This is a genomic window from Micromonospora sp. WMMD736 (assembly GCF_049179015.1).
Classification (GTDB): Bacteria; Actinomycetota; Actinomycetes; order Mycobacteriales; family Micromonosporaceae; genus Micromonospora.
Map to the genome: position 1 here is coordinate 73,638 of NZ_JBMHMI010000001.1, position 24,301 is coordinate 97,938.

A 24,301-nucleotide genomic window follows, 5' to 3' on the forward strand; every position below is an offset into this window, starting at 1 on the left:
GGCTGGGGGAGTTGGGTCAGTTTCAGGATGGCGTCTGATCGGCGCCGGGTGGTTGGAGCGCACCGCCGGCGAGCCCTGCCGCAAGGGTGCGGGCTGTCTCGTCCGCGAGGCGGCTGGCGATGTCGGCCGCGGTGCGCAAGGCGTTCAATTGGCGGAATGCCCTGCCATATCGCTGCTGCTCGAGGAGGGGCAGCAGCGGCACCCGCAGGCGGCGCGGGTCGAGGCGGATCACGGTGGAGCCGGACGACGCGGCGCTCAGATTCTCCTCGGCGGCCAGGAAGCCGGCCAGGAACCACGGGTCGAGGCGGGTGGGATCGGGTCGCAGCAGATGCAGGTGACGGCCGAGGCGCAGGCCGGCGTCGCGGGCGTCGGCGACCCGGGCGGTTCCAGCGCCGTTCTGCAGCAGTTCCGGAAGGATGACGTCACCCTCCCGGATCTCGATCTCGGTGCCTGAGGGCTCCTCCTCCGCAGGGCCGGAGGCGGGGCGGTGCGACATCACGTCTCGGGCGGTCAGGGTGGGCGGCGCGGACGGGTCTGTTGCGACGGAGGTTGAACTGCGGATCGCCGCTGGCATCCGCAGGAGCTCCAGCGCGTCGCCGCGCAGGAGGTCGGCGATGCTGGCAGTGCGCCACGACAGAGGAGCGGCGCCGACGGGCGGCCATGCCTCCCCGCCGCTCAAAGTGATCAACCCCGTGGCTGCCCGCCGTAGCCTGGCACGTAGCTCGTGGCCGATCGCGGCGAACTCGTCGGGCATCGTCGGCACCGGAGTGGCCCGGACGTGGCGGGCGGGCGTGAGGTCGACCGTCGCGTCGAGCAGGTCGATGATGGGCACGGCTTGAGCGACGCCCGGAACGGGATCGAAGTTGTCTGGATGCCGGTCGTAGTCGTTCCAGGCTTTGAGCACGTCGTCGCGCAGCGCGGGCCAGTCCACCGATTGGCGCTTGCTTGATGTCTGGTCAGGCCGGGAGACGTCGGTGTTGGTGTCCACCATGAGGATGTTCAGCGGCAACGTCGCCTGCGGGTGTGGGCGTTCGATCACCCACAGGTGCAGGCCGATGTGTAGGGGTTGCGCGACCCCTGGTGGTAGGGCGATGAGGGCCCGAAGCACGCCGGTGCGAAGGATCTCGGCTCTGATCCGGCGGCCCGATCCTCGCTCGGCGGTGGCTGGCGGCATGAGGAGAACGGCGCGTCCACCCTCTGCCAGGTGTGCGAAGCAGTGCTGGAGCCAGGCGAGCTCGGACTCGCTCTTCGCCGGTAGGCCGAACTCCCACCGTGCGTCATACGCCAACTCCTCGTGACCCCACTCGCGGTCACCGTAGGGCGGGGCGCAGAGCACGGCCTCGGCGGTCAGGGCAGGGAAGGCGTCGGCACGGATGCTGTCGCCGGCACGCACGCTCACCTGAGCGCTGCTCTCCGCAGGTTGAAGGGCGAGGCGTACGGCGGCCTGCGCGGCCTGCGCGGGGACGATGTCCTGGCCGTACAGCTTCCCTGCCCCGCAGGCTGCGGCCGCGAGAAGAAGGCCGCCGGCACCGCAGGCGGGGTCGAAGACAGCCTCCGGGTACGGCTCGCCCGGCTCCGCGAGCAGGTCGGCCATCAACGCGGCCACCGGAGCGGGGGTGTCGTACATGCCGCCAGCGTTGGTGGCGTCCAGGTCGCCTTCCGCGAGCACGTCCGCGGCCCGCAATGCTCCCTCGTCCGCGACGCACCGCAGCAGCGCCCGCAGCAGCGCCACGTCCTCCGCGTCGTAGGTCAGGTCGGCAATCCCGGGGATATCGGCGACGTGTGGCTGGACCGCCTGTAACGCTCGCTCGGGCAGTTGGCCGTCCGGGAGGTCGACGAGTTGCTTCAGGTCGCTGTCGGACATCTGGCCCGCGGCCAGGACCAGCGGTAGCAGTCTGGTCGGCGTGCCGGCACCCGACTGGGTGGACCGGATAGCGGTGCGTAGGTCGTCGGCGGGCGAGGTGGCTGGGAGTTGACCCCGCGCGGCAAGCCAGCCCTGGACCGCGTCCAGGTCGTAGGCCGGGCTGGTGTCCGTGCCGCCGGTCGGGGCCGGGAAGTCTGGATGACGCCGACGCCAGTTGCTGACGGTGGCGCGCGTGACCCCGGCCAGCCGGGAGATCTCGGCGGCGGTCACCTGGGCATGTCTGGGCATCGGTGTCCTGTCACTTCATGCATCGTCCTGCTCGCGGATCACTCTACACGACCCCTGGGGCGTGTAAACGGTTTGACACCGCTTTCAGTGCCGAGTGTGCTAGTGTCGTTTTCAGTGAGCGGGCCGAGGTTTGCCTCGGCTGCCGCCGATGCTTCCTGTCCGGGTGTCGACGCCCGGGCGCACCACCCTCATGTCCGGCCCAGCCCTTCTGGCCGGTCAGATTCCTCATGCCGACGCAGCGAATTGCCCCGCCTTCCGGCGCGGCCACTCGCCCCCCTCCCATGAGAGGAGGCACCACATGAGCATCGACCCTCAAGCCGACACCGTTGACCAGCTCATCCTCGACCACCTCGACCACTCCGACCTGACCGAGACCGCCAAGGACCTCGTCATCGCCGCCCTGCTCGGCGGCGACGAGCTCGCCTCGGTACTCGGCGGTGCGGCGCCGCGCCGACCGGCACCCCCGTCGCCCGACACCGCAAGCCCGGAACCGATCGGGACCTACCTCGCCAGCATCGAGGTGACCGGGTTCCGCGGCATCGGACCCACTGCCACGCTCAACCTCGTGCCGGGACCGGGGCTGACCATCGTGACCGGTCGCAACGGCTCGGGTAAGTCCAGCTTCGCCGAGGCCGCCGAGTTCGCCATGACCGGTGAGAACAAGCGGTGGGCTGGCCGCAGCTCGGTCTGGCAGGAGGGCTGGCGCAACCTGCACGCCACCGAAAGCCCTCGCATCCACGTACGACTCGGGGTCGAAGGCCACCGCAATGGTGCCACCGTTGAATGCGACTGGGAGCCTGAGGCAGGGCTCAGCGATGGCAAGACGTTCCTGCAGATCGCTGGTAAGCCCCGGCAGTCGGTTGCCGACCTCGGATGGGCGCAGCCGTTGGAGCTGTACCGTCCGTTCCTCTCCTACGCCGAACTCGGTGGGCTGCTCAGCGGCCGCCCCAGCGAGATGCACGACTCGCTGCACCGCATCCTCGGCCTCGGTCGCCTCGTCGAGATCGAGACCATGCTCAAGACCGCGCGTAAGGAGATGGACGACCGGCGCAAGCTGGCCGGCACCCAGCTGCCGCAGCTGCGGACCGCGCTCGCCGCCCACCCCGACCCGCGTGCCCGCCGTGCCGAGCAGGCGCTCACCGGCAAGGCCGCCGACCTCGACGCCCTTGCGGCGTTGGCCACCGCTGATGAGCCGACCAGTGACACGACCGTCGTGCCGCTGCGCCAGCTCGACGTACTCGACCTGCCCGAACGAGACGCCCTGGTACGCGAGCTGGAGCGACTCCGCGGGGCGCTGCAACAGATCGACGACCTGGCCGGCAGCCCCGTGGAGGAAGCTCGGGCGCTCGCCAAGCTGCTGAGCGATGCCCTGCGCCATCACCACAGCCACCCGGGCCAGCCCTGTCCAGTGTGCGGGGGTCGCACCCTGGACGAGGCGTGGGCCGAGCTGGCTCAGGCGCAGCTGCGACGACTCACCGAGCAGGCCGAGCGCCTCGACGAAGCCCACGACATCGAGCGGGGTTCGCGTCGCACGCTTGGGAGCTGGCTGCCCCAGCTCCCGCCCGTACTTGCCGTCGACCTCACCGCCGAGGGGGTGGACACCGACGACGCCCGGGCCGCATGGCAGCACTGGGACGAGCTGATCGGGTCGGCCGACTCGCACAAGATCGCCGAATCGGCGCTCGCTACCTTCGACGCGCTCACCACCGTCCTGCAGCCGGTCAAGGCGGCAGCACGGCAGGCGCTCGAACGCCGGCAGGCCGCCTGGCAGCCGCTCGCCGACCAGATCCGCGCCTGGATCGACACCGAGCAGGCCAGCCGTCAGTCCGTCCAGATGTTCACGGCGCTGAAGGCCGCCGTCACCTGGCTGCAGACGGTCAGCGGGAGCATCCGTAACGACAAGCTCGCACCGGTGGCCGCGGAAGCGACCGGGATCTGGAACACGCTGCGGCAGGAGAGCAACGTCGATCTCGGCGCGATCCAACTCGCGGGCACCGGCACGAGCCGGCGAGTGGATCTGAAGGTCAACGTCGACGGCGTACCCGGCGCGGCACTGGGGGTGATGAGCCAGGGGGAACTGCACTCGCTCGCCCTGGCGCTCTTCCTGCCCCGCGCCACGATGCCCGAGAGCCCGTTCCGGTTTCTCGTCATCGACGACCCGGTGCAGTCCATGGACCCGGCCAAGGTCTACGGGCTGGCCAGGGTCCTGGACCAGGTGGCGAAGCACCGGCAGGTCATCGTGTTCACCCACGACGACCGCCTTCCGGCCGCGGTGCGGCACCTGCAGCTCGACGCCCGGATTCGGATCGTCAGCAGGCTGGCGCAGTCCCAGGTCACCGTCACCGGTGACGCGCACGGCGACCCCGCCCGGCGCTACCTCGACGACGCGACGGCCATCGTTCGCGACAACGACATGGCCGACGAGGTGCGCCGCCCGGTCGTCTGCAACCTGATCCGCGACGCCCTCGAATTCACCTGCCACGAGCGGATCCGTACCCGTGACTTCCGGGCCGGGCGGCCGATCGCGGAGACCGAGGCGGCGATCAGCGAGGCGCACGGTCTGCGACCGACCCTGGCGCTGACGCTCCTGTCGGATCACCGGCGGGCCGGCAAAGAGTTGAACCAGCCGCTGGATCGGCTGCACCCCGCAGCCCGCCGGGTGGTCGCCTTCGCCAACCGTGGCGCGCACGGCGAGGGCTCCGGCGACCTGGCCGGGCTCGTGTCCGCCGCGCGTGCGGTGGTGGGGAGGTTGAGCCAGCCGTGAGCCCACACACGTATCTGAACGCTGCCAGCGTGCTGCTGCTGCACCCGCCGTCCAGCATGCGCCGCTGCTGGCAACGCGGATCCGCCTGCCTGACCCGCCTCGCCCTCGAACAAGGGCTGCGGCACTACTGGGACCGGGTCGCCCCGTCCGTCGTCGACCGACCCATGCGCAACCAACTGCTCGTCCTGCCCACCTTCGCCGGTGCCGAGGCAGCCTCGACGGCGCGCACCGCCTGGCACGGCCTGTCGCGCGCGATGCACCACCACAGCTACGAACTCGCACCCACGGTCGCGGAGCTCCGCGGTTGGCACCAGGACGTCACCGCGCTGCTACCCCAACTCGAGCTGGCGGGCCCCGCCGACCCGAAGGCGTCACGGCCTGACGCGCCTGCCATCCAGTGATCCGAGTGCCGGGCCGGCCACCTGCCCGCCAGGTGACCGGCCCGCCAGTCGGACGAAGTCAACGCCGCCACTTCGCACTCCCCTGAGTGGGGCGGCGTCCTATCCGACCTGTCCACCGCTGCAGCCGACTGGTTTCACCTCAGTGACCGATCGGGCACGGCGGACGCCGAGGCGATGCTTTGGTCTTGATCAAGCCTTGGCTTGCTTGCATAGTCGCCCTACCGCGCTGACCACCCCAATCCACAAGAGGGAGACCGTGTCACACGCATCCGAGGTACTTCGGCTCCGGGAAGCCGAGTGGGCGCCAGCCCTGCGCGCGGTGTCGCTGGTCGCCGAGATTGACACACCGGAGGACCACGCCAAAGAGGTCGTCCGCGCCCTGGGACGAGTCTTTTGGCTCAGTTCTCCCCTCGACCGGCAGCGGCTGCTCACCCGTCATTACCCCGCGTGTTTGGTCGTCGGCCTGGCCGGGATCGGTGCCGTGGGGTACGAGCACGGCGACTACTGGAGCGCCGTTCACAACGAGGCGCCGGGCCAGGTTGACCAAACGTTCTGGGGGAGGGCCTTCCGCCTCAACCTCGACCACTTCCGGCTGGCCCGGTTCCCTGGTCTGCCGCAGGTCTACGTCGGTGAGATCCTCATGCATGCCGGTGTTCCCGCGTACTGCCTCGGCGACCTGTTGAATCTCCTGCTGCAGCGCCAGGCCCGCGAGCCCGGACTCACCGGCGAGAACTTCCTCGCCTGGGCGCTCGCGCCCGGCCGCGAGTCGCGCCTGAAGGGGACGGACAAGCCGGTGCAGCGGTTCATCCAGCGCGGCGAGGACTACGCCGCGGACTTTGTCGACCGCTGCCTTGACCTGTTGGAGCGGCTACGGCAGCCGGGGTTTACCGCCGACGGACTCGGACTCTCCCCACACCTGATCGAGAAAGCTCAGGCGCTCGCGGAGACGAAGCAGCTCGACTGGACAGGCAGTTCAGAGCGCGGCGGGTCGGCCGCCCAGGCGGCGCCGCAGCGCCCTCACCTGGAGTTGGAGCCGTTCGGCCGAGGCCTGATGGTGTGGTTGCCACCGGTGCACGACGCACCGGACGGTCGCGTCATGTGGCAGTTGCGCTTCGACGGCGAGGCCCAGTCGGTCGTCAGCCAATCACGCTGGCCTGGCACCAGCGAGACGGCACCCGCATCGGTCGTAGCCATCGCCCGCCCTGCCCGCCAGGTGACGGTGGAGTTGGGCGGCTACGACCAGGAGTACGAGCTGGATGTTGTCGACCCGCGGGATCCTCTGTTGGTCTTCACCGAGGACGGCCGACGGGTGCCGGCAACCAGCGGCCTTCCGCCCGAGCCGGTTTGGCTGCTGTACCCGCACGAGAGCGACGGCGGCGGGCCGCTCGAACTGCAGGTGGACGGCGACCTGGTCGACACGTACGACGTGCCGGCCCCGTACGGCTGGCTCGGCTGGACGCTGCGCCGCGCCGACCTTCGCCAGGTGTCGCAGCTTCGGCTTGGTGGCGGAACACCGCGCCGTGTCAAGGGTGCCCGCCGCGCCCAACTGCAACTCGCCCAGCCACTGCCCGGAGTGAGCAGCCTCTCCGGCGCACCGGTGCTCGCGACGGCCCCACGACTGACCCTGCCGACCGAGCCCGGCGTGAGCACCGACTGGTCGATCCGGATCCGCCGACCCGACTCCGGTCAGCTCCTGCACACTGAGAGCCTCTCCTCCAACCACGACACAACGGTTGACCCGTGGCGGGACCTTGCCCGCCCCTTGGTCGGCGCCTACGAGATCACCGTTCGAGGTCCGCTCGGCCGCGGCCTGGCCCGCACGCTGGAGTTCGCCGAAGGGTTGTCCGTCATCTCCCACCCCGCCTGGCGAGAGATCACGGCGGACGGGCTGGAACCGGCCACCGTAGGAGCCCACCCCACCCTGCCCGACCTGTCGGTCACGCCCCCAATGACCCACCTGGGCCCCGCCGACACCGCTGTCGAACTGCAGCTCCACAGCCCGGGCGGCGCGACCACGGTACGGGTCACGCCCGCCCACATGGCGCTCCAACGGCTGGGCGGCGGCAGCCGCGGCGAGTGGTCCCTGCAGCCACTGCGTCTGGACACCGAAACGATCGGCGAGGGTGAACTGCTGGTGCGGCTGCCACGGGCGGTGGACGCACGGCTGATCGTCCGCTCCGGGGGTCGCGAGCTGCAAACCGTTCCGTCCGGAGAAACCTACGGGCAGCCGATGGCCCGGTTTGGGCTCGCGGCCATCGCCGACACGGTCGGCGCCCACGGGCTCGCCCAGCTCGACGTCCGCTTTGACGGGCAGGACTTCCCGGCAGCGCGCTGCGTACCCCGACGCCTCGCCAGCGCGGTGCACCTCGATGACGACCGGCTGGTGCTGGTCGACGGCGTGCGGGCCGAAGGGCTGACGGCCGCGCTGTACCAGGTGTACGCGCCGTGGGAACCGCCATACCTCGCGCGCCTCAGCGCGGACCTGGTCAGCGACCCGCTCCCCACGCGGGTCACCACGGCGGGGCCCCTCGTGGCGCTGTTGCGCATCGAGGATCCGTGGTTGCCGTCGGATTGGCCGGAGTGGCCCGGCCGCGACAACGCCTTCGACCTCGCCGAGCTGACGTGGCAACCGACCGGCCAGGACCCGGCGGGTGAGGCGGTCTCGGCGTACCTGGCCGGAGCAGCTGCCCTGCCCGACCTACCGGACATCGCGCCGCTGCTGTTCGACATTTACCCGCGCGCGGACGACCTCCGTACGCGAGGTGTCACGGCCAACATCCGGGGCGCCGCAGCGCTCCTGCGCCCGCATCCCGCCGCCGCGCTGGCCGCGCTCACCAAGCACCGCGCCTCGGCTGACCAGGTGGTCGCACCCTTGGTGCACTCCGGTCTGATCGCCCTGCCTCCCGACAGGTACGTCAGTGCGACCGACGAGGCGCGGCTCTGGACGGCGAGCCCGCTGGCCGCAATGCTCGCCTCAGCCCACCGGCTGCCTGACATCGCCTCGCACGCCGACCTGGGCGAACAGATCGCCGCCGTGTGCGGTGAGGTGGCAACGCACCTGCTCGCCGGCGGTCCCGATCCGTACGAGACGGTCGGCAGGTTCGACCAGTCGGCCGAGGTGTTCGCGTTGCTGCCGGCTGCGGAACGCGACCGGGTGTGGCGGGCGATGCGCGTCGTTCCCGGCGGCCTGCTCGACGCCGACGAACGGATGGTTGCGGCCCGCCACCTGTTCGAGGTACGGGTGCGGCCCGGCCTGGGACGGCTCTCCAGTAACGCGGAGGGTCTGCTGCGCGCTCTGCAGAAGCCCTTGGCCGAGTGCGGTGGGCCGCGGGCCGTGTCGGCGCTGCAGGCCCGCAACCCGACTCGAGGGTGGCTCGCTCTCCCCGCGCTGTCGCTGGCGTTCGCCTTTGTGGCGCGGTTGGCCGCCCGAGGGCACGCGGCCCCGGCCGAGCTACTGCCACGAATCCTTCCCCTGCACGCGACGCTCGCCCGCAGCGCGCCGCGTCTCGTCGCCATCGACCTTCTCCTCGCGGAGTTCCTCCTGACCGGAGCCGGAGCAGCCGAATGATCCTCGACCCCCTCGCCACCAGCGACGCGATCGTCTCCACCTACCGGCGCTACCTTCGTTCCCTCGTGGAGCCGAAGGATCCCCGGCTCGCGAGCGCGCTCGAAGCCGCGATCGGCGACGCGATCAACCAGGAGATCACCAAGGGACCCCTGCTCGAGGCGACCCCGCCCTACGTCACCAGCGCCACACCCCGGCAGCTCATCGACGCGGGCGTGCTCGATCCCGGCATCGCCAGCCTGGGCGCCGGGCTGGCCATGGACCGTCCGCTCTACCAACACCAGGAGCGGGCGATCCGGAAGGCCACCGCAGGGCGCAACATCGTCGTCGCCACCGGCACCGGATCCGGCAAGACCGAGAGCTTCCTCATCCCCATCCTGAACCGGCTGATGGCCGAACGCGCGGCGGGCACCCTCGGGCCCGGCGTGCGGGCGCTGCTGCTGTACCCGATGAACGCACTGGCCAACGATCAGATGAAGCGGCTGCGGGGCCTGCTGGCCGAGGCACCGGACATCACCTTTGGCCGCTACACAGGTGAGACCCGCCGCAGTCGCCGGGAGGCCGTGGAGGTCTTCGAGCAGCAGAACCCTGGCGAGCAGCCGCTGCCCAACGAACTGCTCAGCCGGGAGGAGATGCAGCAGCGACCGCCGCACCTCCTGCTGACCAACTACGCCATGCTCGAATACCTGCTGCTGCGGCCCTTGGACATGGACCTCTTCGAGGGGGAACACGCCGGGCACTGGCAGTTCATCGTCGTCGACGAGGCGCACGTCTACGACGGGGCTCGCGGGGCCGAGCTCGCGATGCTGCTGCGCCGACTCGCCGACCGAGTGGATTCGGGCCGACCGGTGCAGTGCATCGCGACGAGCGCGACCGTCGGCAGCGACATGTCCGCCGTGGTCGACTTCGCTGCCTCCCTCTTCCCCGTCCCCTTCGAGTACGACCCCGCCGATGAGGCGAGGCAGGACGTCATCACCGCCGACCGGGTCCAGCTGCCACCCGGGCCCGAGTGGGGACCCCTGCCCGCCACGGCGTACGAAAAGCTGCTCAACACGCCGGACCCCGCCGGCGCCGTCGTGGCCCTCGCCCGCGAGCACGGGTACGCCGGGGACGACCCCGCCGAGGCGCTGGCGTACGAGCAGCGCGTTCGCCGGCTCAAGGCGCTGCTCGCCCACGGGCCGATACCGCTGCACGAGGTCGCCCAGGCCCTGTTCCCCGGTAGCGGCGCGTCCGAGACCGCGTCGATGGTCGCTCTCGCCAACAGCATCCACGATGAGGCCGGCACCCCGGTGCTCTCCGCCCGCTACCACCTCTTCGCCCGCGCGACGGAAGGGGCTTTCGCCTGCCTCGGAGCCAACGGGCCGCACGTCAGTCTGACCCGGCACGAGCGCTGCGGACGGTGCGGCGACGCCGCCTTCGAGTTCGGCACCTGCCGCCGCTGCGGCACCGTCTACCTGATGGGCACGCTGGAGCGGGTCGGCACCTTCACCGTGTTCCGGTCCCGCCGCTCCCGCGACGAGCAGCAGGTGTGGATGGCGCTGGTGGACGACGTGGCGACCGACGAGGACGAGGAGATGTTCAGCGGTGCTGCCCAGGTGGCCGGCGAGCTGGGCGCTCTGTGCACCCGGTGCGGGGTGTTCCAGATCGGTAAGGCGGCAAATTGCCCGCGCTGTCCGGACGGCGCCATGCGCGCCGTACGTTTCCTACGACAGCGCAGCGACGAGCTCACGGCATGCCTCTCGTGCGGAGGACGCGGAGCGGGCCTGATCCGACTCTTCGCCAGTGGCAACGAAGCCTCCGCCTCGGTCCTGGCTACCGCCCTCTATCAGAAGCTGCCAGTGGCCTCCGATCCCATTCAGCGGGGCCTACGAGGCGGCGGGCGCAAGCTGTTGCTGTTCAGCGACAGCCGGCAGTCGGCGGCGTACTTCGCGCCGTACCTCGAAGACTCCTACGAGCGGGTGCAGCGCCGGCGGCTGCTCCACGAGGGTGCCGTCGCCGCTGCGGCCGCCGACGACGAGGTTCGCCTCACTGACGTCGTCTACCACACCTCCCGAGTAGCCGACCGGTACGGCATCTTCGAACGGCGGCAGAGCCGACAGGCCCGGGAGAGGCAGGTCGCCCTCTGGGCACAAATCGAGGCCGTCGGCGTCGACGAACGCAACTCCCTGGAGGGCAGGGGACTGATCGCCTGGGACATGTCCCGCGACCCCGCCTGGCAAACACCCCAGCCGCTACTCGCCCTCGGCCTCAGCGACGCAGAGGCCTGGGCGTTGCTCTCCGAGTTGATCCGATCGATTCGGCTCCAGGGCGCCGTCGGTGCCCTCGACGGAGTGGACCCCCGCGACGAGGCGTTCCAGCCGCGGCTCGGCCCGATCTACGTACGCGGCACCGGCTCCGACGCGCGCCGCAAGGTCCTCAGCTGGCTGCCGACCAAGGGGACCAACCGGCGGGCCGACTTCGTGACCCGCGTGCTTGCTCGGCTCGACCGGCAGGCGGACCCGATCCAGCTGCTGGAGGGCGTGTGGCGCCTGCTGACCAAGGGGCCACAGGCCGAGTGGCTGATCGCCGGCACCGAAGCTGGCATCGGCCAGGTCCACCAGCTCGACTCCGCCCTGATCACCTGCACGCCGACGGCCGGCGGCCTGACCATGTGGCAGTGCAGCAGGTGCCGAAAGCTCACCCCCTTCAACGTGCGCGCCACATGCCCCACCATGGCCTGCACCGGTGACCTCGAACCATGGACGCCCCCTGCTGCGGACACCGACCCGGACCACTACCGCAACGTCTACCGGGACATGAACCCAGTGCCGCTGCGCGTTCTCGAACACACCGCCCAGTGGACCAGCGAGCGAGCCGCTGAAATCCAGCAGCAGTTCGTCCGCGGCGAAGTCAACGCCCTCTCCTGCTCCACCACATTCGAACTCGGCGTCGACGTCGGCGAGCTACAAGCCGTCATGCTGCGCAACATGCCTCCGACCACCGCGAACTACGTCCAGCGAGCGGGTCGGGCCGGCCGCCGAACCGATTCAGCCGCGCTCGTGCTCACCTATGCCCAGCGCCGCTCGCATGACCTGTCCCGTTTCGCCGAGCCCGACCGGATGATCGCCGGGGAGGTCCGGGCGCCGTACGTGCCCCTGACCAACGTGCGCATCGATCGGCGGCACGCCTACTCCGTCGCGCTCGCTGCATTCTTTCGGGAGCAGTTTCGGCTCCGCGGCACCATCTGGCGTACGGCAGGGGAGTTCTTCCTGCCAGGTGACAACGGGATCGCCCCGGTCACGTTGGTCCGCGACTTCCTTAACCCGGTTCCTGGGCGGGTCAGCGAATCGCTGCGGCAGGTGCTGCCGGCCGAGGTGCTCGACATCATCGGCGTCGACTCCGAAGAGTGGGTCGAGCACCTGGTTGACCTGCTGGAGTCGGTCCGGGCCGAGCTGCAGCAGGATGTCGACACGTACGAGCAAAAGCGGCAGGAGGCCTTCACCGCCCGCCAGGACGACAAGGCCGCGCGGTACGGCCGGGTGATGAACACGATCACTCGCCGCGAACTGCTCGGGTTGCTCGCCAACCGAAACGTCCTGCCAAAGTACGGATTTCCCGTCGACACCGTCGAGCTGCGACTGGCGTTCGCGGACGCCCCCGTCGCCAAGCAACTGGAGCTTTCCCGAGACCTATCGTCGGCCATCTACGAGTACGCACCCGGTGCGGAGGTCGTCGCCGGGGGACTGGTTTGGCAGTCGGCCGGCCTGTACCGACTGCCCGGACGCGACCTTGAGCGACGCTACTACGCGGTGTGCGACGGATGCGGCCACTACCGCGACTCGATCGACCGCCTCGACCAGGAGTGCCCGGCCTGCGGCGCCGCCCTCGTCGGCGTACCCCGTCAGTACGCCATTCCCGTCTTCGGATTTGTCGCAGCACGCGGTACCGGCCGGCGACCCACCAGTGCGCCCCGCCGGGCCTGGCACGGCGCAACCCACGTCGTGTCGCCCGGTGCCGAGCTCTACGCGGACAAGTTGGACCTCGCCGGAGGCGCGATCACCGTCCGGGCCGGTGCACGGGGCGAGCTGGTGGCAATCAGCGACGGCGCGATGGGACGCGGCTTCCTGGTCTGCGCGACCTGTGGCTTCGCCGGCCGGGCCATCGACGGTCGGGTCGACCACCAGAGTCCACTCAGCGGCCGAGAGTGCCGTGGCCGCATGGAGAACCTGTCGCTGGCCCACAAATATCAGACGGACGTCCTGGACCTGAGCTTCGATGGTGCGGTCGTGGTCGGAGTGGAGGACAACGCCTGGCGATCGGTCGCGTACGCGCTGGTCGAGGGTGCGGTACGCGCGCTTGAGATCTCCCGCGACGACATCGATGCGACGGTCTACCGAACCGAAGCCGGCCGCAGCGTGATCATGCTCTACGACACCGTGCCCGGAGGAGCTGGCCACGTCCGGCGCATCGCTGAGCGACTGCGGGACGTACTCGACCAGGCGCTACAGCGGGTCCGCGACTGTGAGTGCGGCCCAGAGACCAGCTGCTACCGCTGCCTGCGGGTGTTCCGCAACGAGCGCTACCACGAGCAGCTACGTCGTGGCGTGGCGGCGGACGTGCTCAGCCGCCTCCTCGGCAAGCACGACCAGGCGCCCGTCGGGGCGCTGCGGGTCTCGCTCTCGGACGTCGGGCCCGCTCTTACCGCGACTCGCCGATTCCTGGTGACGGAGGCGCCCGGCGAGGTCTTCGAGCCCGTAACCTCCGGACAACTCGACCTCTACGAAGGCCGTGTCGTCCTCGCCCGCCGTGACGGCGACGCCGCGGTGGGGCGGCTATGGCTTCGGCGCGATGCCGACGGTGTGGTCGGGGCGGGCCTGCAGCCGATAGCCGGGGCGCCGCTGGATGACGGTGCAGACGATCTCATGCTGATTGGTGTTGCCGTGTGGTGATGTCGAGCTGACCTCGGTCTCACATGCCCTTTATGGTCGCCGCCATGGGCAGTGACACAGGTTGAGCATGATGACTTCGATAGTCGGCATCCGTCTATCTCCGTTCGAAGAAGTGGCCGAGTCCGGGCGGCGTTGGGTAGCTGTCAAGCACATGGTTGGTAGGTCGGCTGGTTGCCCCTCTCGTCGGATGGTGTCTGGTGTGGTCGTGACTGCGAGGCCTGATCGCGCGCTCCGTCAAGGGCTCGGTTTCGATTGCGATATCCCCATCAGGCCGTCTAGCGACGGATCAGTTGGTCGGTGTCCTCGTCAGCTTCCGTCTCCCATTTCTCGCCGTCACCGAAGGGTTGGTAGGCCAGCTTCGCCGGCCGGCCCCGGGACCCCTGGGTGACACCGTCGATGACCGAGACCTGCCACTCGCCCCGGCCCTTGCCGGGTCGGGCCGTCATCCACGGGCCGATCGGGATCCAGGAGTCGAGGCCGGCCCGGTGTAGGCCGACCGAGTTCTCCGCGAGAGGAATGCTGCTGGCCAACTCGGCACTTGGCAGAACCGGACCAGTGCCGGTCATCCGGAACGCGGAAACCGTATATCGCTTCGAATCGAATCGCAGGGTCTCAGCGATCATCACGGTGCGGCCCGGGATGTGACGCAGGGCTGCGGCGAACTGCTCCAACAGTGGGTCGACCTCGTCGAGCATGCGAGTCACCTCTTTGTTGGGGCGCTCAGAGCGGTGACTGACCACGTTACGGCTTGTCTTCACCACGGCGAGCGCGTCCAGGTCGAGACTGCGGATGACCTGTCCCGCATACGAGTCCTGCGTTAGCCGGGTGCCGAGCGCCTTCAGCAGATCAACCCACTTACCCAGCATCATGTGTGGCGCCAGCACCGGCCGAGGCACCCGCGCCTCCGGGTCGCCGCGCAAGAGTTCGCCGAGCCCGACCGCGCCGATGAACCGGAGGGCGTCTTCCAAGGCAGCATGGCCGGCCCGCACTCGCAGGTTGGCGACCATCTCCGACTCGTAACGCTGCAGGCCGAGCGCCACCGGCAGTGGTAGATCCTGCAGATCACGACGGCTTCGCCGGCTCAGATCAGCCAGAACCTTCTCGACAGTAGTGACCAGTTCCTCGGCGGCGTCCGCCTTGGTCACGTACTTGACGTCGCCCGCGTTGAAAGCCACTCTCGCTTGGTCAAAACCTCCCTCGCCGGAGAGCACTACCACCGGCACCCGGTGACCCTCCTCCCGCATGCGCCTCAGCAGCCACAGCCCACCCCAGGGCTCGGGCGGCATCTGTAGATCGGTGACCACGACGTCGTAATGTCCGGTACCAAGCCTGGTCAGCGCGCCCTCGCCGTCGTGAGCGATCTCGATCTGGGCGGTAATCGGCTCGAGGTGTCCGGCCATCGTACGGGCGACGTTGTCTTGGTCGTCCACGAGCAACACCCGGACTTTGCGTCGGGGACCCGTCCCCACCAGTGACACCGGGGTCGGTTTGCGGTCGGGCGCATCGGAATCTGTCACGTCCTCGCAAGGCAGGTCGATGATCCAGCGCTGGCCGTCCGCTCCAGGGTCATCGGAGATCGTGGCACCCAGCCGGCGCAGGTCCGTGCGTACCAGCCACAACCCCATGCCCGAGCCATGCACCTTGGTGCTCGTCACAGTCTCGTCCCGCCAGAACCTCTCGCGAATATCGTCGGACAGCCCTGGGCCGTCGTCGTGCACGACGAGGAACAGATGGCCTGGCTCGGTGTACCAGTCGACGATGATCCGGCCGCCGTTCGGCATCGCCTCGACAGCGTTCTTGATGAGGTTGTCCAGAACTCCCCGCAGCAGCGACGGCGAGAGGGTGACCTCACAATGGCCGGAATCGGCGGGCGCGATCAGGCGTATGTTCTCCATCTCTTTGATCTCTAGGACCTTGGCGGCGCAGTACTCATCGATCCAGCGGCCGAACTGGACCGCCTCTTTGTCGGCATCCGCCAGCCCGCGGTTGGTGTGGTCCAGATGGTCGGCCAGACGGACTGCCGCCTCGTGGTGCCGGGCGGCATCGGCGAGCCGGTGTAAGCGCGTCACCCGGTCGCGGGCCAGCGCCGCCTTCTGCGCGACGTCCTCCATGCCGATCAACTCGTTCTTGAGCCGGTGTAGGACGTTCGCCAAGATCTCGAAGCCGTCCTGGTCCCGGGGGCCGTGAAATGCGAGCCGGCCGGCCGCAGTAAAGGATCGGTCGGCAAGGTCGGGGGAGTAGGGGGCGCTCAGTGTCTGCGTGCCCCCCGCTCCGGCGAAGACCCCAAGGCCCGGTGCAATCTCCGCGAGCAGGTCGATCAGGGTGCGAAGGCGATCGGCTGTGCCCGTGGCCGTGCTGGTGCATTCAACCCGGACCCCGCTGGGAAGCCGTCGGAAACGGACCGTTCTGGCGGACCGGACAGGCATTTCCCGGAGCAATTCACCGATGGCGGCGGCGTCGACGGCGAAGAGGAGTGACGTCGAATCGGGGCCTGAGACCGGCCAGGAGTTGGCGAGCTCGTCCACCGCCTTCTGTTCTCTGGCGGCGCCGGCCCGTAATGCGCCGGCTACCGCCAAAAGGAGGTGCCAGTGGGGTGCCTTCCGAACTACGACGCTGCCTTCCGGGTCGATAGCCCGCACCCAGGCCGCCAGATCCCTCAACGCCTGCTCCAGCTTCGGCCGCGGCCGCGCCTTCACAGCGTTGCCGTAGGCGGTCACCAGATGGTCGAAGAGGTCGTCGTCCAGCGGGCCGGTCAGCGAGTCAACCTCCTCCGCCCACGCGAGGAAGTCGTCGGGCTCGTCACCCGAGGTGGCCAGCAGACCCAGCCCTAGAACCCCGTCCTCGATACAACGCCGGAGATCGCGGCCGCGCAGCACCGGCAGACGCCGAGCCAGGCACCGCAGGAGCAGCATGCTCTCTTCCCGCTCTGCGGCTGTCCCGACGGCGGCCCGGAATTCCGGTCCCAGGGTGAAGAGTTGGTACAACCGCTCTGCGGCCAGTCGGGTGCTCTCCTTCTTCCCCCGCGTTGGAGGGCCGGTCCGCACGAGTTCAAGCTCGCCGATACGGACGGTAAGGGTGGCCGTGGAACGGGAATCGTGCGCAGGCCCGGTAGAGGTAGAGGTAGAGGACGCCTCGCCACCGAAGGTCGCACAAAGGCGCTCCAGCCGGCTCAACTCGTCGAGCCCCTGTGCAAGGGTCTCCCGAAGTATCCAGCCTCGCAGCGTCGCCGGCAGGCCGGCTTCGCCGAACTGCCACGCAACCGAGACGATCGCCTTTAAGACATCAGCCTTCATGCGAGGCTTGCACTCGGCCTCACCCTGACCGCGGAGCACGGCCGACTCCGGCACGAGCCTGTCGAACATGTCGACGTAACAGCGCTCTGGCAGCGAATGGATCGCCGCCTCCTCGGCTTCGGGCTTGAGCGTCCGGGATAGCAGGTCGCGGGTGAACTCCGCCGCCGACACCGCCCTGATGGTGTACGACCCGTGGTTCGCCAGTAGTTCATGGTCGTCTTGTCTGGCCTGGCGGACCAGCGACTGGTTCTCGTAAGCCCATGACTTGTGGGTGAGAGCTTGCTGCAGATAAGCCCGGCGATCTTGAGTGATCCGGAGCGCTGCGGCGAGTTCGGCGACTGTGCGGTCTGCCGCGCCATGCCCCGGTGGGTAGCTGAGGGGCTCCGCCGTGAGCCGCGAGAGCGAGCGTCCGCCGAGGCGCGTAACGACCTCACGGTAGAGGCCAGCGTTGCGTAGGTAGTCGAGGGCCGCCAGATCCTTTGCGCCGGATCGTTTCGGGGACTCACCGTGCCCCCGCCGTCCCCGGTCGTCAACGATCTCCCAAATGAAGGTCCGCTGATGGTCAGGGCCCGTTGCATGGTCCTGACAACTGAGCTGCTGAATCGGGACGGAGCGAGTCAGTTCAGCCCACCAATTGACGCCGTCCATGAGCACCTGCTGGAGTGTCTGCTCGTAGACATCCGCCACCAGCCGCTTGACAGTGGAGTAACCACCGAGGAGTACCACCACACCAAGGACCTGGTGCATGACGTCCTCAGCCAAGCGCGACGTACTCCGCCGGTTTGGCTCCTCACCCTTGCCCAGGTTCATTGACTCGACGACGGTCAGGTTGCCCGCGACCCGCCGAGCGACGCGTCCGGGCATGTGTGCAATGAGCTGATTCTGCTTGCTGACCTTGTCCGGACGGGTGCGCCCCACGACCAGGTCGGCCACCGCGAGCGTCAGATGGGTGGCGCCCACCTTGCCCAGTGCCGCCAGCGCAGCGGCTGAGATCGGCGCCCGGCCAAACTCGTACAAGAATGTGGAGTGACACGCCGCGAGCCTCAACCAGCGCATCCGCAGCGGGTCGTCGCCGGCCCGCCAACCCTGTTTGCCGAGTTCGGCGACTAGGGAGTCACTGAGCGGCACATCATCCGCCGCCAGGGCCGGGTCGGGAAGAGAGACGAGGGCGGTTCGGGACATGCCTGCGGTGTCCTCCAGGTATCGCAAGGGTCGGGCAACTTTACCCCGTTTGCTCCGGCCGACCCGTTCCGCGATCTTGCGGCCCCTTTGGCCACTGCCGGACGGCGTAGGCCCGAGGTGCCTTAAGGCTTCCGGCCGGTGAAAGAGCTCTCCTGCCGGCTCCGCTGAAAACCGACCACGTGGTTTCCGGCTCACAGCAAGATGGGTCGGAGGGTGGACGATCGGCGACGTGTGCTCCGCTCGTGTCAGCGGCTCACTGTCAGGCCAAGCCCTGCCTGATGTGGGATCCAGAAAAGTCATCGAGTTTGATCTCCGCCGAGGAATTGCGCTAGGGCCAGCAATAGCGCGACAGTGCCGCCGAAGGCACCGCCGCCAGCGATGATCGCTAGGGGCACCGACATCCCGCCGGCGACTGACAACAAACCGGTGGCGGAGCCGACGGGTATCGCGGCGAGCAGGATGATGGCGGTCCAGATGGCGCGCGACGGGTCGGGAGGCCCGGACCGCTGTGTGGGCGGCGTAGAGACGACTGGAAATGCCTGAGTCGGCCGGGGCGAGGTTGTTTTACTCGACACACGGCCAACGTTTACCGATCTCAAGCGATGGGGCAACGTTGGTGGACGTGTTTCGGCCCCATATCGCGTCCGAGCGGCTGACCAGCGAGAACTCGAGATTTCCCAGTCAGGGAAAACCTGACAACATCAGAGCATGGCGCGAACGTACAGAAATACCTTGAAGGCGCACGCGTATGCGCTGTCCTGCCTCGGTGGAGCGTTGACCGATCTTGCTCACGAGCACCGAGTCGCTGCGAGTGCGATGGAGCGGCAGCCGTCACAGGGCCCACGGGGAGACAGCGATTTCGCCGACTGGATCGCTACCGCAGCCGAAGTTTCGGCTGCGGCCGAGCGGTTACTTGAGTTGGAGGTCGAGTTGGCCCGCCACCATGGCATGACCTGGGAACAGGTTGCCGATGCCCTCGGGGTCAGTCGCCAGTCCGCCTGGGAACGGTTCCGCACCCACTCGCGATGGGATCGTACCCACCGGCTTTCGCGGCTGCGGCGTGTACGCCGTGCCGCGATGTTCCGGCGGATGGCGCTCGGCCAGAGCGAGGAGTTCGTAGCCGCCGTGCGACAGATGATGCGGGACGGTCACGCCTCATCCGAGCGCCGGCCGCCCTATGCCGATCGGTGACGCCGGAACTTCGGGCATCGGCAAATTGAGCACCGCGGCAATCGGTACTCGGTCGTGCGGATGATGTCGGAGGTCGACGCCCAGGGTCGTCATTGGACATCGGTCCTCAAGCCACCGACTGGGCACACGTCGCCGCTGCGTTGGTGGCCGGGCTCACCGCCCTGTGTGCGCGCGATTCCCCGATCACTCAACCCCGTGCCGATAGCCATCCGCGTCCGCGACGCACGGATGCCACCGCAGTCGGGCACGCTCGTTCCCGGACAGCCCAGCCAGCAGCTTCGAGTGTGAGCCGACGATCTCAACGACGCCGCGTACTAGAGACCCGCCGCCAACAGACTGCGCAGCAACCGCGCTCCGGCCCGAACGCGATCTTCGGTGTCCACCTTGCGGCCGCCGCGGAGCCGTTGCGGGATCGCCAGGTTCAGCCGCTCATCGACGCCGAAGTCCGTGCAGAACCGTCGAAAAGCATCGAGGAACTCCTCCTGCGGTGGAGGCCTCAGGATGAAACCGTGCGGTGCGTTTCGCAGCGCGGTGCCGCTCTTGGGCAGAGTCAGCCATCGGTAGCTCTCGGGGTAGCCGCCAATGAAGACGGGCTCCGAAACACCGAAAGCCTGGGCCTCCCGTACCAGAGCGGTGAGATATGGGTCGCGGTGGCGGCCGTTCATCTGGGTCTTGTTGAGCATGCAAATCTGGTAGCCCATCGCGCCGCCGACGCTTGCGTAGATGCCTGACGGGCCCTCGCGCATTGCGGCGTACCGCACGAGGTGGTAACGCCAGTCGAAGTTCTCCTCCTGCGCTCTGGCTTCCACGAATGCCTCACGGATCTCTCTTAGCGAGACGTCCACCGAAGTCCCGGCGGCGACGGCGTCCAGGACGGTGCCGAGGGCCTTGGCGGTGTTCGCGAGGTTCGCGCGGGTCGTCCCAGTGAGCAGGTTCCGCCATGGCTCTCCGTTCGATGGAGAGCCGAACTGGAGATCGCGATCGTTGCGATGCCTCGCGTAATCGCCTGCGGCGAGGAGTGACCCGGTGAGGTCGCGCCAGTGAGCCGACGAGGCCATGAGCGTCTCGAACGCGGCTGCACGGTGCTCGAACGTTTCCGCGTCGAGTTCGAAGGCCTGCAGCGAGCCACGGAGCAGGTAGTGGTCCTCAAGCCGAAAGAGTGCCGTCGCCAGCGCGGGATGCCGGTCCAGGAAGGCCCATTTGACCTGCTCATCCTCGGCTTGCGCTCGGTTGAATCCCTTGATCTCGTCAAGTGATCCGTCGACAATGATGCGCTGCACGTCCGCGACGAGCGCGGGTAGTCGATTCGGGCGGAACTCGCTCTCCGATGCCTCGATCAGGTTGCGCAGAACCCGGAGGCGACGAGGGAACCCGTCCGCCGGGTTGGCCCGGTTGAGCAGTATCGCCAGCAGGAACAGCGTTCGACCATAGTTGAAGCGGGCCTTCGAGTTGGTGTCGTAGTTGCGGCAACACGCGTCGAAGAGGTCCACGTTCCTGTCGGTGCCGAAGAGAAGCAGGGGTTGATCCTCAGCGGCTGCGGCGGTGTGCGTGAATGTGAAGAGCCTGCGGAATTCCTCGTTGATGTCGGCATCGGCCCAGGTGTCGAACGCGTGGAAGAGGAAGGACAGGCTCGCGGTCGCATCGGCGCCCTCAGCTCCGAACAGCCGCAGCGCGCGGTTCTCGGAGGAGTCGGCGTTCGGTATCCGGCCCAGACGCCATTCGCAGACGTCGGTGATGAAGGCGAGGTATCGCATGAACGCGTCATCGACGATGTTGTCGTTGCCACGGTAGCGCCAGAGGATGTCCGACCACGGCCCGTCGACCCGGTGGTCGAAGGCGGTGGCCTGCTCGCCGGCCCACGAGATCTCGCGCTCGAAGCGCGCCTTGAAGTTCTCGAACGCGGTGAGCGGTTTACCCCGCGAGTTCATCTTGATGTAGAGCTCTTCCCCGGAGCCCATCTCATCGATCGGCAGGAGCTGGAAGGAGATGGCCGGGTCGTCGGCCGAGACAAGACGCTCCCAGGCGACAAGCGCGTTGCAGTCGCGAAAACGCTCATGGATCGCGTTAATCATGACGAGCATCGCCTGGATGGTCGGGTCGTGGTTCCATACGTACAGGTACCAGGACTGATCGACGATCCATTCGGCGGGATCCGTCACGTCGGGCGGCGGGGCCGCCATCGCGAGCCGTCGGCAGAACAGGCGTGCGCTGGGCCTGGTGGCGTACGAGAAGCTCATCCAAGGTTGCCGGTCGTTGATCTGCTCGGCCCGGTGCCCCAGATACCAGTGCAGCAGGAACAGGGTGGTCAGTCGCTGCTGGCCGTCCAGTGGGCGCAGCGTCCCACCCTCGACATCGCCGTAGACGAAGTCCAACCCTACCTTCGTGCCGCTGGTGAGCGCGTCGTGAAGGACGTCGAGAAAGCGCGCCCGGATGTCAGGCACGCGACCGTCGGTACGTCCTTGGGCATAGTCCCGTTGGATGAGGGGGATCTCGATACTTGTTACCGGCGGGACGTCCGCGTCGTGCGGGGCGAACAGCCCGACATAGGAGGTCAGGTAGCCCGCCATCAGAGCGCGTCCTCCTTCAGCAGGTACGGCGCGATGTGCTCCGTCATGGCCGCGAGATAGCCCTCTCGATCGTGCGTGCCCCAGAAGTGGATCTGCTGCCCCTCCGCCTCCGTGTAGTACTTGAGGAAGACGTTGCGGGTGCAGACCGGAATGTAGGAGCCGGCCCGGTCCCGCTCCAGGACGTGTCGTCGTTTGACCTCGAAGACCGAATTGCTGAGCGCGCTGTTGTCCCCGTTCGATAACAGGGCGAGGTTGGAGATCACATTGATATCCTCGCCCTCGCCGGCGCGGCTGAAGAGCGCGCTGACCTCCTGTTCAAGAGGCACGAACACCTCGGCGGAAACGTTGGCCATGGCGGCGTCAATCCGTGTGGTGAGATCGGCCCGCTGCATCTCCTCGATCGTGGGAAGGCTCGCCAGAGCGTCGCGGTGCAGGCGAAGCCACTCCCGCCACTGCACCGCGCGGTTTAGCTGCTCGGCGTTCTGCGCGTGAATGTGCTCGATGCTCCACCTCCGCGCCGCGTGCTCGCGGAAGGAGAAGCGCTCGGAGGACAACTGCATACGCCGTACGGTCTCGACGTTCATCAGCAGCAGGACCGCCTCCGCCTTCCGGTTGCCGTAGCGGAGTTCGGCGATGTCGGATGGACGCAGATTCAGGTCGTCACGGATCCGCGCGTCGAGCCTCGCCTCGAACTCGTGCTTGGTGCAGTCCTGCGACAGCGTCACCAGATCGGCGAAGCGCCGACCGCGGGCTATGAGATAGCCGATCTTGTGGAACAGGTCGCGGCTGTCGTACCAGCCCATGACCAGTGAGTGGAGGTCGATCACCTGGTCCCAGAGGTCCTGAGCATCGTTGACCTCGATCTGTGCGCGGAGCGTCTCGAAGGTGTGAAACAGCGGACGCGGGCCTGATTTCGGCTCACCGGCGAGCGTGTCGAGCAGAAGCGTGATGTGCGTCGCCTCCAGGCTGGACCGGCCGGTGACGAACGCCCAGACCTCGGGGATGCGCAGGTCGCGCTCGATGCTGTCCCACTGCGCGGCGATCTCGTGATCGCGCTTGAGCGTGCGGCTGCGGGCCAGGACAAGCGCCTTGACGAGTTCGGCGTCGGTGAGCGGAATCCGCCCGATGTTGAGTCGGGTGAAAAGCGTCGTCGACTCGACTTTCGGCGGCGCTTCGTACCAGATGACGTACACCGATTCGGAGAAGTACTTGTAGAAGTTGATCGCTTCGAGCGTCGGGTTGCCCCGCGCGTCGAACCACTCCCGGATGCACTCGAAGGCACCGAAGATGTGGAAGAAGTCGATGTTGTCCCGACTCTCCTCGAACGTCGGATGTTGCAGGTACTTGGCGCTGGCCGGTCGAGTCTCATACTCCAGCTCGTACTTCAGCGTCGCCGTCGGGAGGTGCTGTCGGATGTATAGGAGAATCAGCAACAAGGTCGTTAAGCGTTGCTGGCCGTCAACGAGTTCCCACTTCCCGTCGTGCCTACGCTTCACCACCACCGGCTGCAAGAAGTACTTTTTGCCCGCGCTCTCGTGGACGTCATTGAGAAGCCGGACAACCTCATCGCGCCCCCAGCGATAGCCGCGCTGGTAGCTCGGTACGAAGAACTCGCCGGCGATGTTCCCTACCAGCACCGGCCGCAGATCGGTCATGATCTCCTCATCCGTCACCGGCTGATACTACTTTCTGGCCGCAGGGTCTGGCGGGCGTCGTACGGGGCGGTTGTGGCAGTGGGGCACCATGCCATGCGTGGAACCGTACCCGGAGGACAGCGATCGGCAGCCAACTACCGCCGCATCCGCTTCGGCGATGCCGCCGGGCCTGCGCGTCGTACCGTCGCCACATACTGTCGCGGTGACCGAATCTGTTGCGCAGCCTGGGGATCTTCCCGCTTACCTTCGCCGCTACCCCAATCCTTGGGGGGCTGGACCACCGCCGGGAAAAGGGCCTGAAGGACCTCGGGGCCACAGTGGCTCGGTGCCGGTACGGCTACGCCGGATTCTCGTTCGATGGGTTGTTGGATGCTGTTCGCCGGCTTGACGAGCAACGGCGTGACGGTCCGACCCTCCTGGTAGGGGAGATCATCGATCGCCTTGCCATGCTCGCATCCGACGACATCGAGCGACTCGTCGACGCGCTGTATGACGTCCACCAGCGAAAGGTGCCCGGCTGGTGTCGTCTTGAGGTCGATCACGCGCTGCAACGCATGCTGTTTTTGTTGACCGTCTCCGGTGCTCACGACCTCGCCTTTGCAT

Annotated in this window: 10 protein-coding genes; 5 read left to right on the forward strand and 5 right to left on the reverse strand. The window is 68.1% G+C overall.

Features of this window, described 5'->3' with window-relative positions:
• Positions 1 to 22: 22 nt before the first annotated feature.
• Entirely contained in the window at positions 23 to 2,152 is a 2,130-nt protein-coding gene (locus ACN269_RS00365) for an N-6 DNA methylase (protein WP_421470402.1), read from the reverse strand.
• 298 nt (positions 2,153 to 2,450) lie between these two features.
• Between ACN269_RS00365 and ACN269_RS00370 the strand changes: the two genes are divergently transcribed.
• The 4 genes from ACN269_RS00370 (at position 2,451) to ACN269_RS00385 (ending at position 13,810) form a co-directional block, all read left to right on the forward strand.
• Positions 2,451 to 4,916 (forward strand): AAA family ATPase, encoded by a 2,466-nt coding sequence (locus ACN269_RS00370; protein WP_421470403.1) that lies wholly within the window; start codon positions 2,451 to 2,453, stop codon positions 4,914 to 4,916.
• Complete coding sequence (locus ACN269_RS00375; RefSeq protein WP_421470404.1) at positions 4,913 to 5,317, forward strand: hypothetical protein; 405 nt, start codon at positions 4,913 to 4,915, stop codon at positions 5,315 to 5,317. The genes ACN269_RS00370 and ACN269_RS00375 overlap by 4 nt, the downstream gene beginning before the upstream one ends.
• Before the next feature lie 256 nt (positions 5,318 to 5,573).
• Positions 5,574 to 8,885 (forward strand): hypothetical protein, encoded by a 3,312-nt coding sequence (locus tag ACN269_RS00380; protein ID WP_421470405.1) that lies wholly within the window; start codon positions 5,574 to 5,576, stop codon positions 8,883 to 8,885.
• On the forward strand, positions 8,882 to 13,810 hold the full coding sequence (locus ACN269_RS00385; RefSeq protein ID WP_421470406.1) for a DEAD/DEAH box helicase: 4,929 nt from the start codon (positions 8,882 to 8,884) through the stop codon (positions 13,808 to 13,810). Before ACN269_RS00380 ends, ACN269_RS00385 begins: the two co-directional genes overlap by 4 nt.
• A 275-nt stretch (positions 13,811 to 14,085) precedes the next feature.
• Here ACN269_RS00385 and ACN269_RS00390 read toward each other — a convergent pair whose 3' ends face one another.
• Positions 14,086 to 18,285, reverse strand: coding sequence for a response regulator (locus tag ACN269_RS00390; protein ID WP_421470407.1), 4,200 nt, complete (start codon positions 18,283 to 18,285; stop codon positions 14,086 to 14,088).
• Positions 18,286 to 18,993: 708 nt separating this feature from the next.
• Between ACN269_RS00390 and ACN269_RS00395 the strand changes: the two genes are divergently transcribed.
• Complete coding sequence (locus tag ACN269_RS00395) at positions 18,994 to 19,476, forward strand: hypothetical protein (protein WP_421470408.1); 483 nt, start codon at positions 18,994 to 18,996, stop codon at positions 19,474 to 19,476.
• A gap of 314 nt (positions 19,477 to 19,790) precedes the next feature.
• Here the strand turns inward: ACN269_RS00395 and ACN269_RS00400 are convergent, their stop codons facing one another.
• The 3 genes from ACN269_RS00400 to ACN269_RS00410 form a co-directional block, all read right to left on the reverse strand.
• The gene (locus ACN269_RS00400; RefSeq protein WP_421470409.1) at positions 19,791 to 22,043 is read right to left on the reverse strand and encodes a DUF262 domain-containing protein; all 2,253 of its coding nucleotides are present in this window, start codon (positions 22,041 to 22,043) and stop codon (positions 19,791 to 19,793) included.
• Complete coding sequence (locus ACN269_RS00405) at positions 22,043 to 23,716, reverse strand: DUF262 domain-containing protein (protein WP_421470410.1); 1,674 nt, start codon at positions 23,714 to 23,716, stop codon at positions 22,043 to 22,045. Before ACN269_RS00405 ends, ACN269_RS00400 begins: the two co-directional genes overlap by 1 nt.
• A 116-nt stretch (positions 23,717 to 23,832) precedes the next feature.
• A complete protein-coding gene (locus ACN269_RS00410) occupies positions 23,833 to 24,285 on the reverse strand; it encodes a hypothetical protein (protein ID WP_421470411.1) in 453 nt (150 codons plus the stop codon).
• Between the last annotated feature and the right edge of the window lie 16 nt (positions 24,286 to 24,301).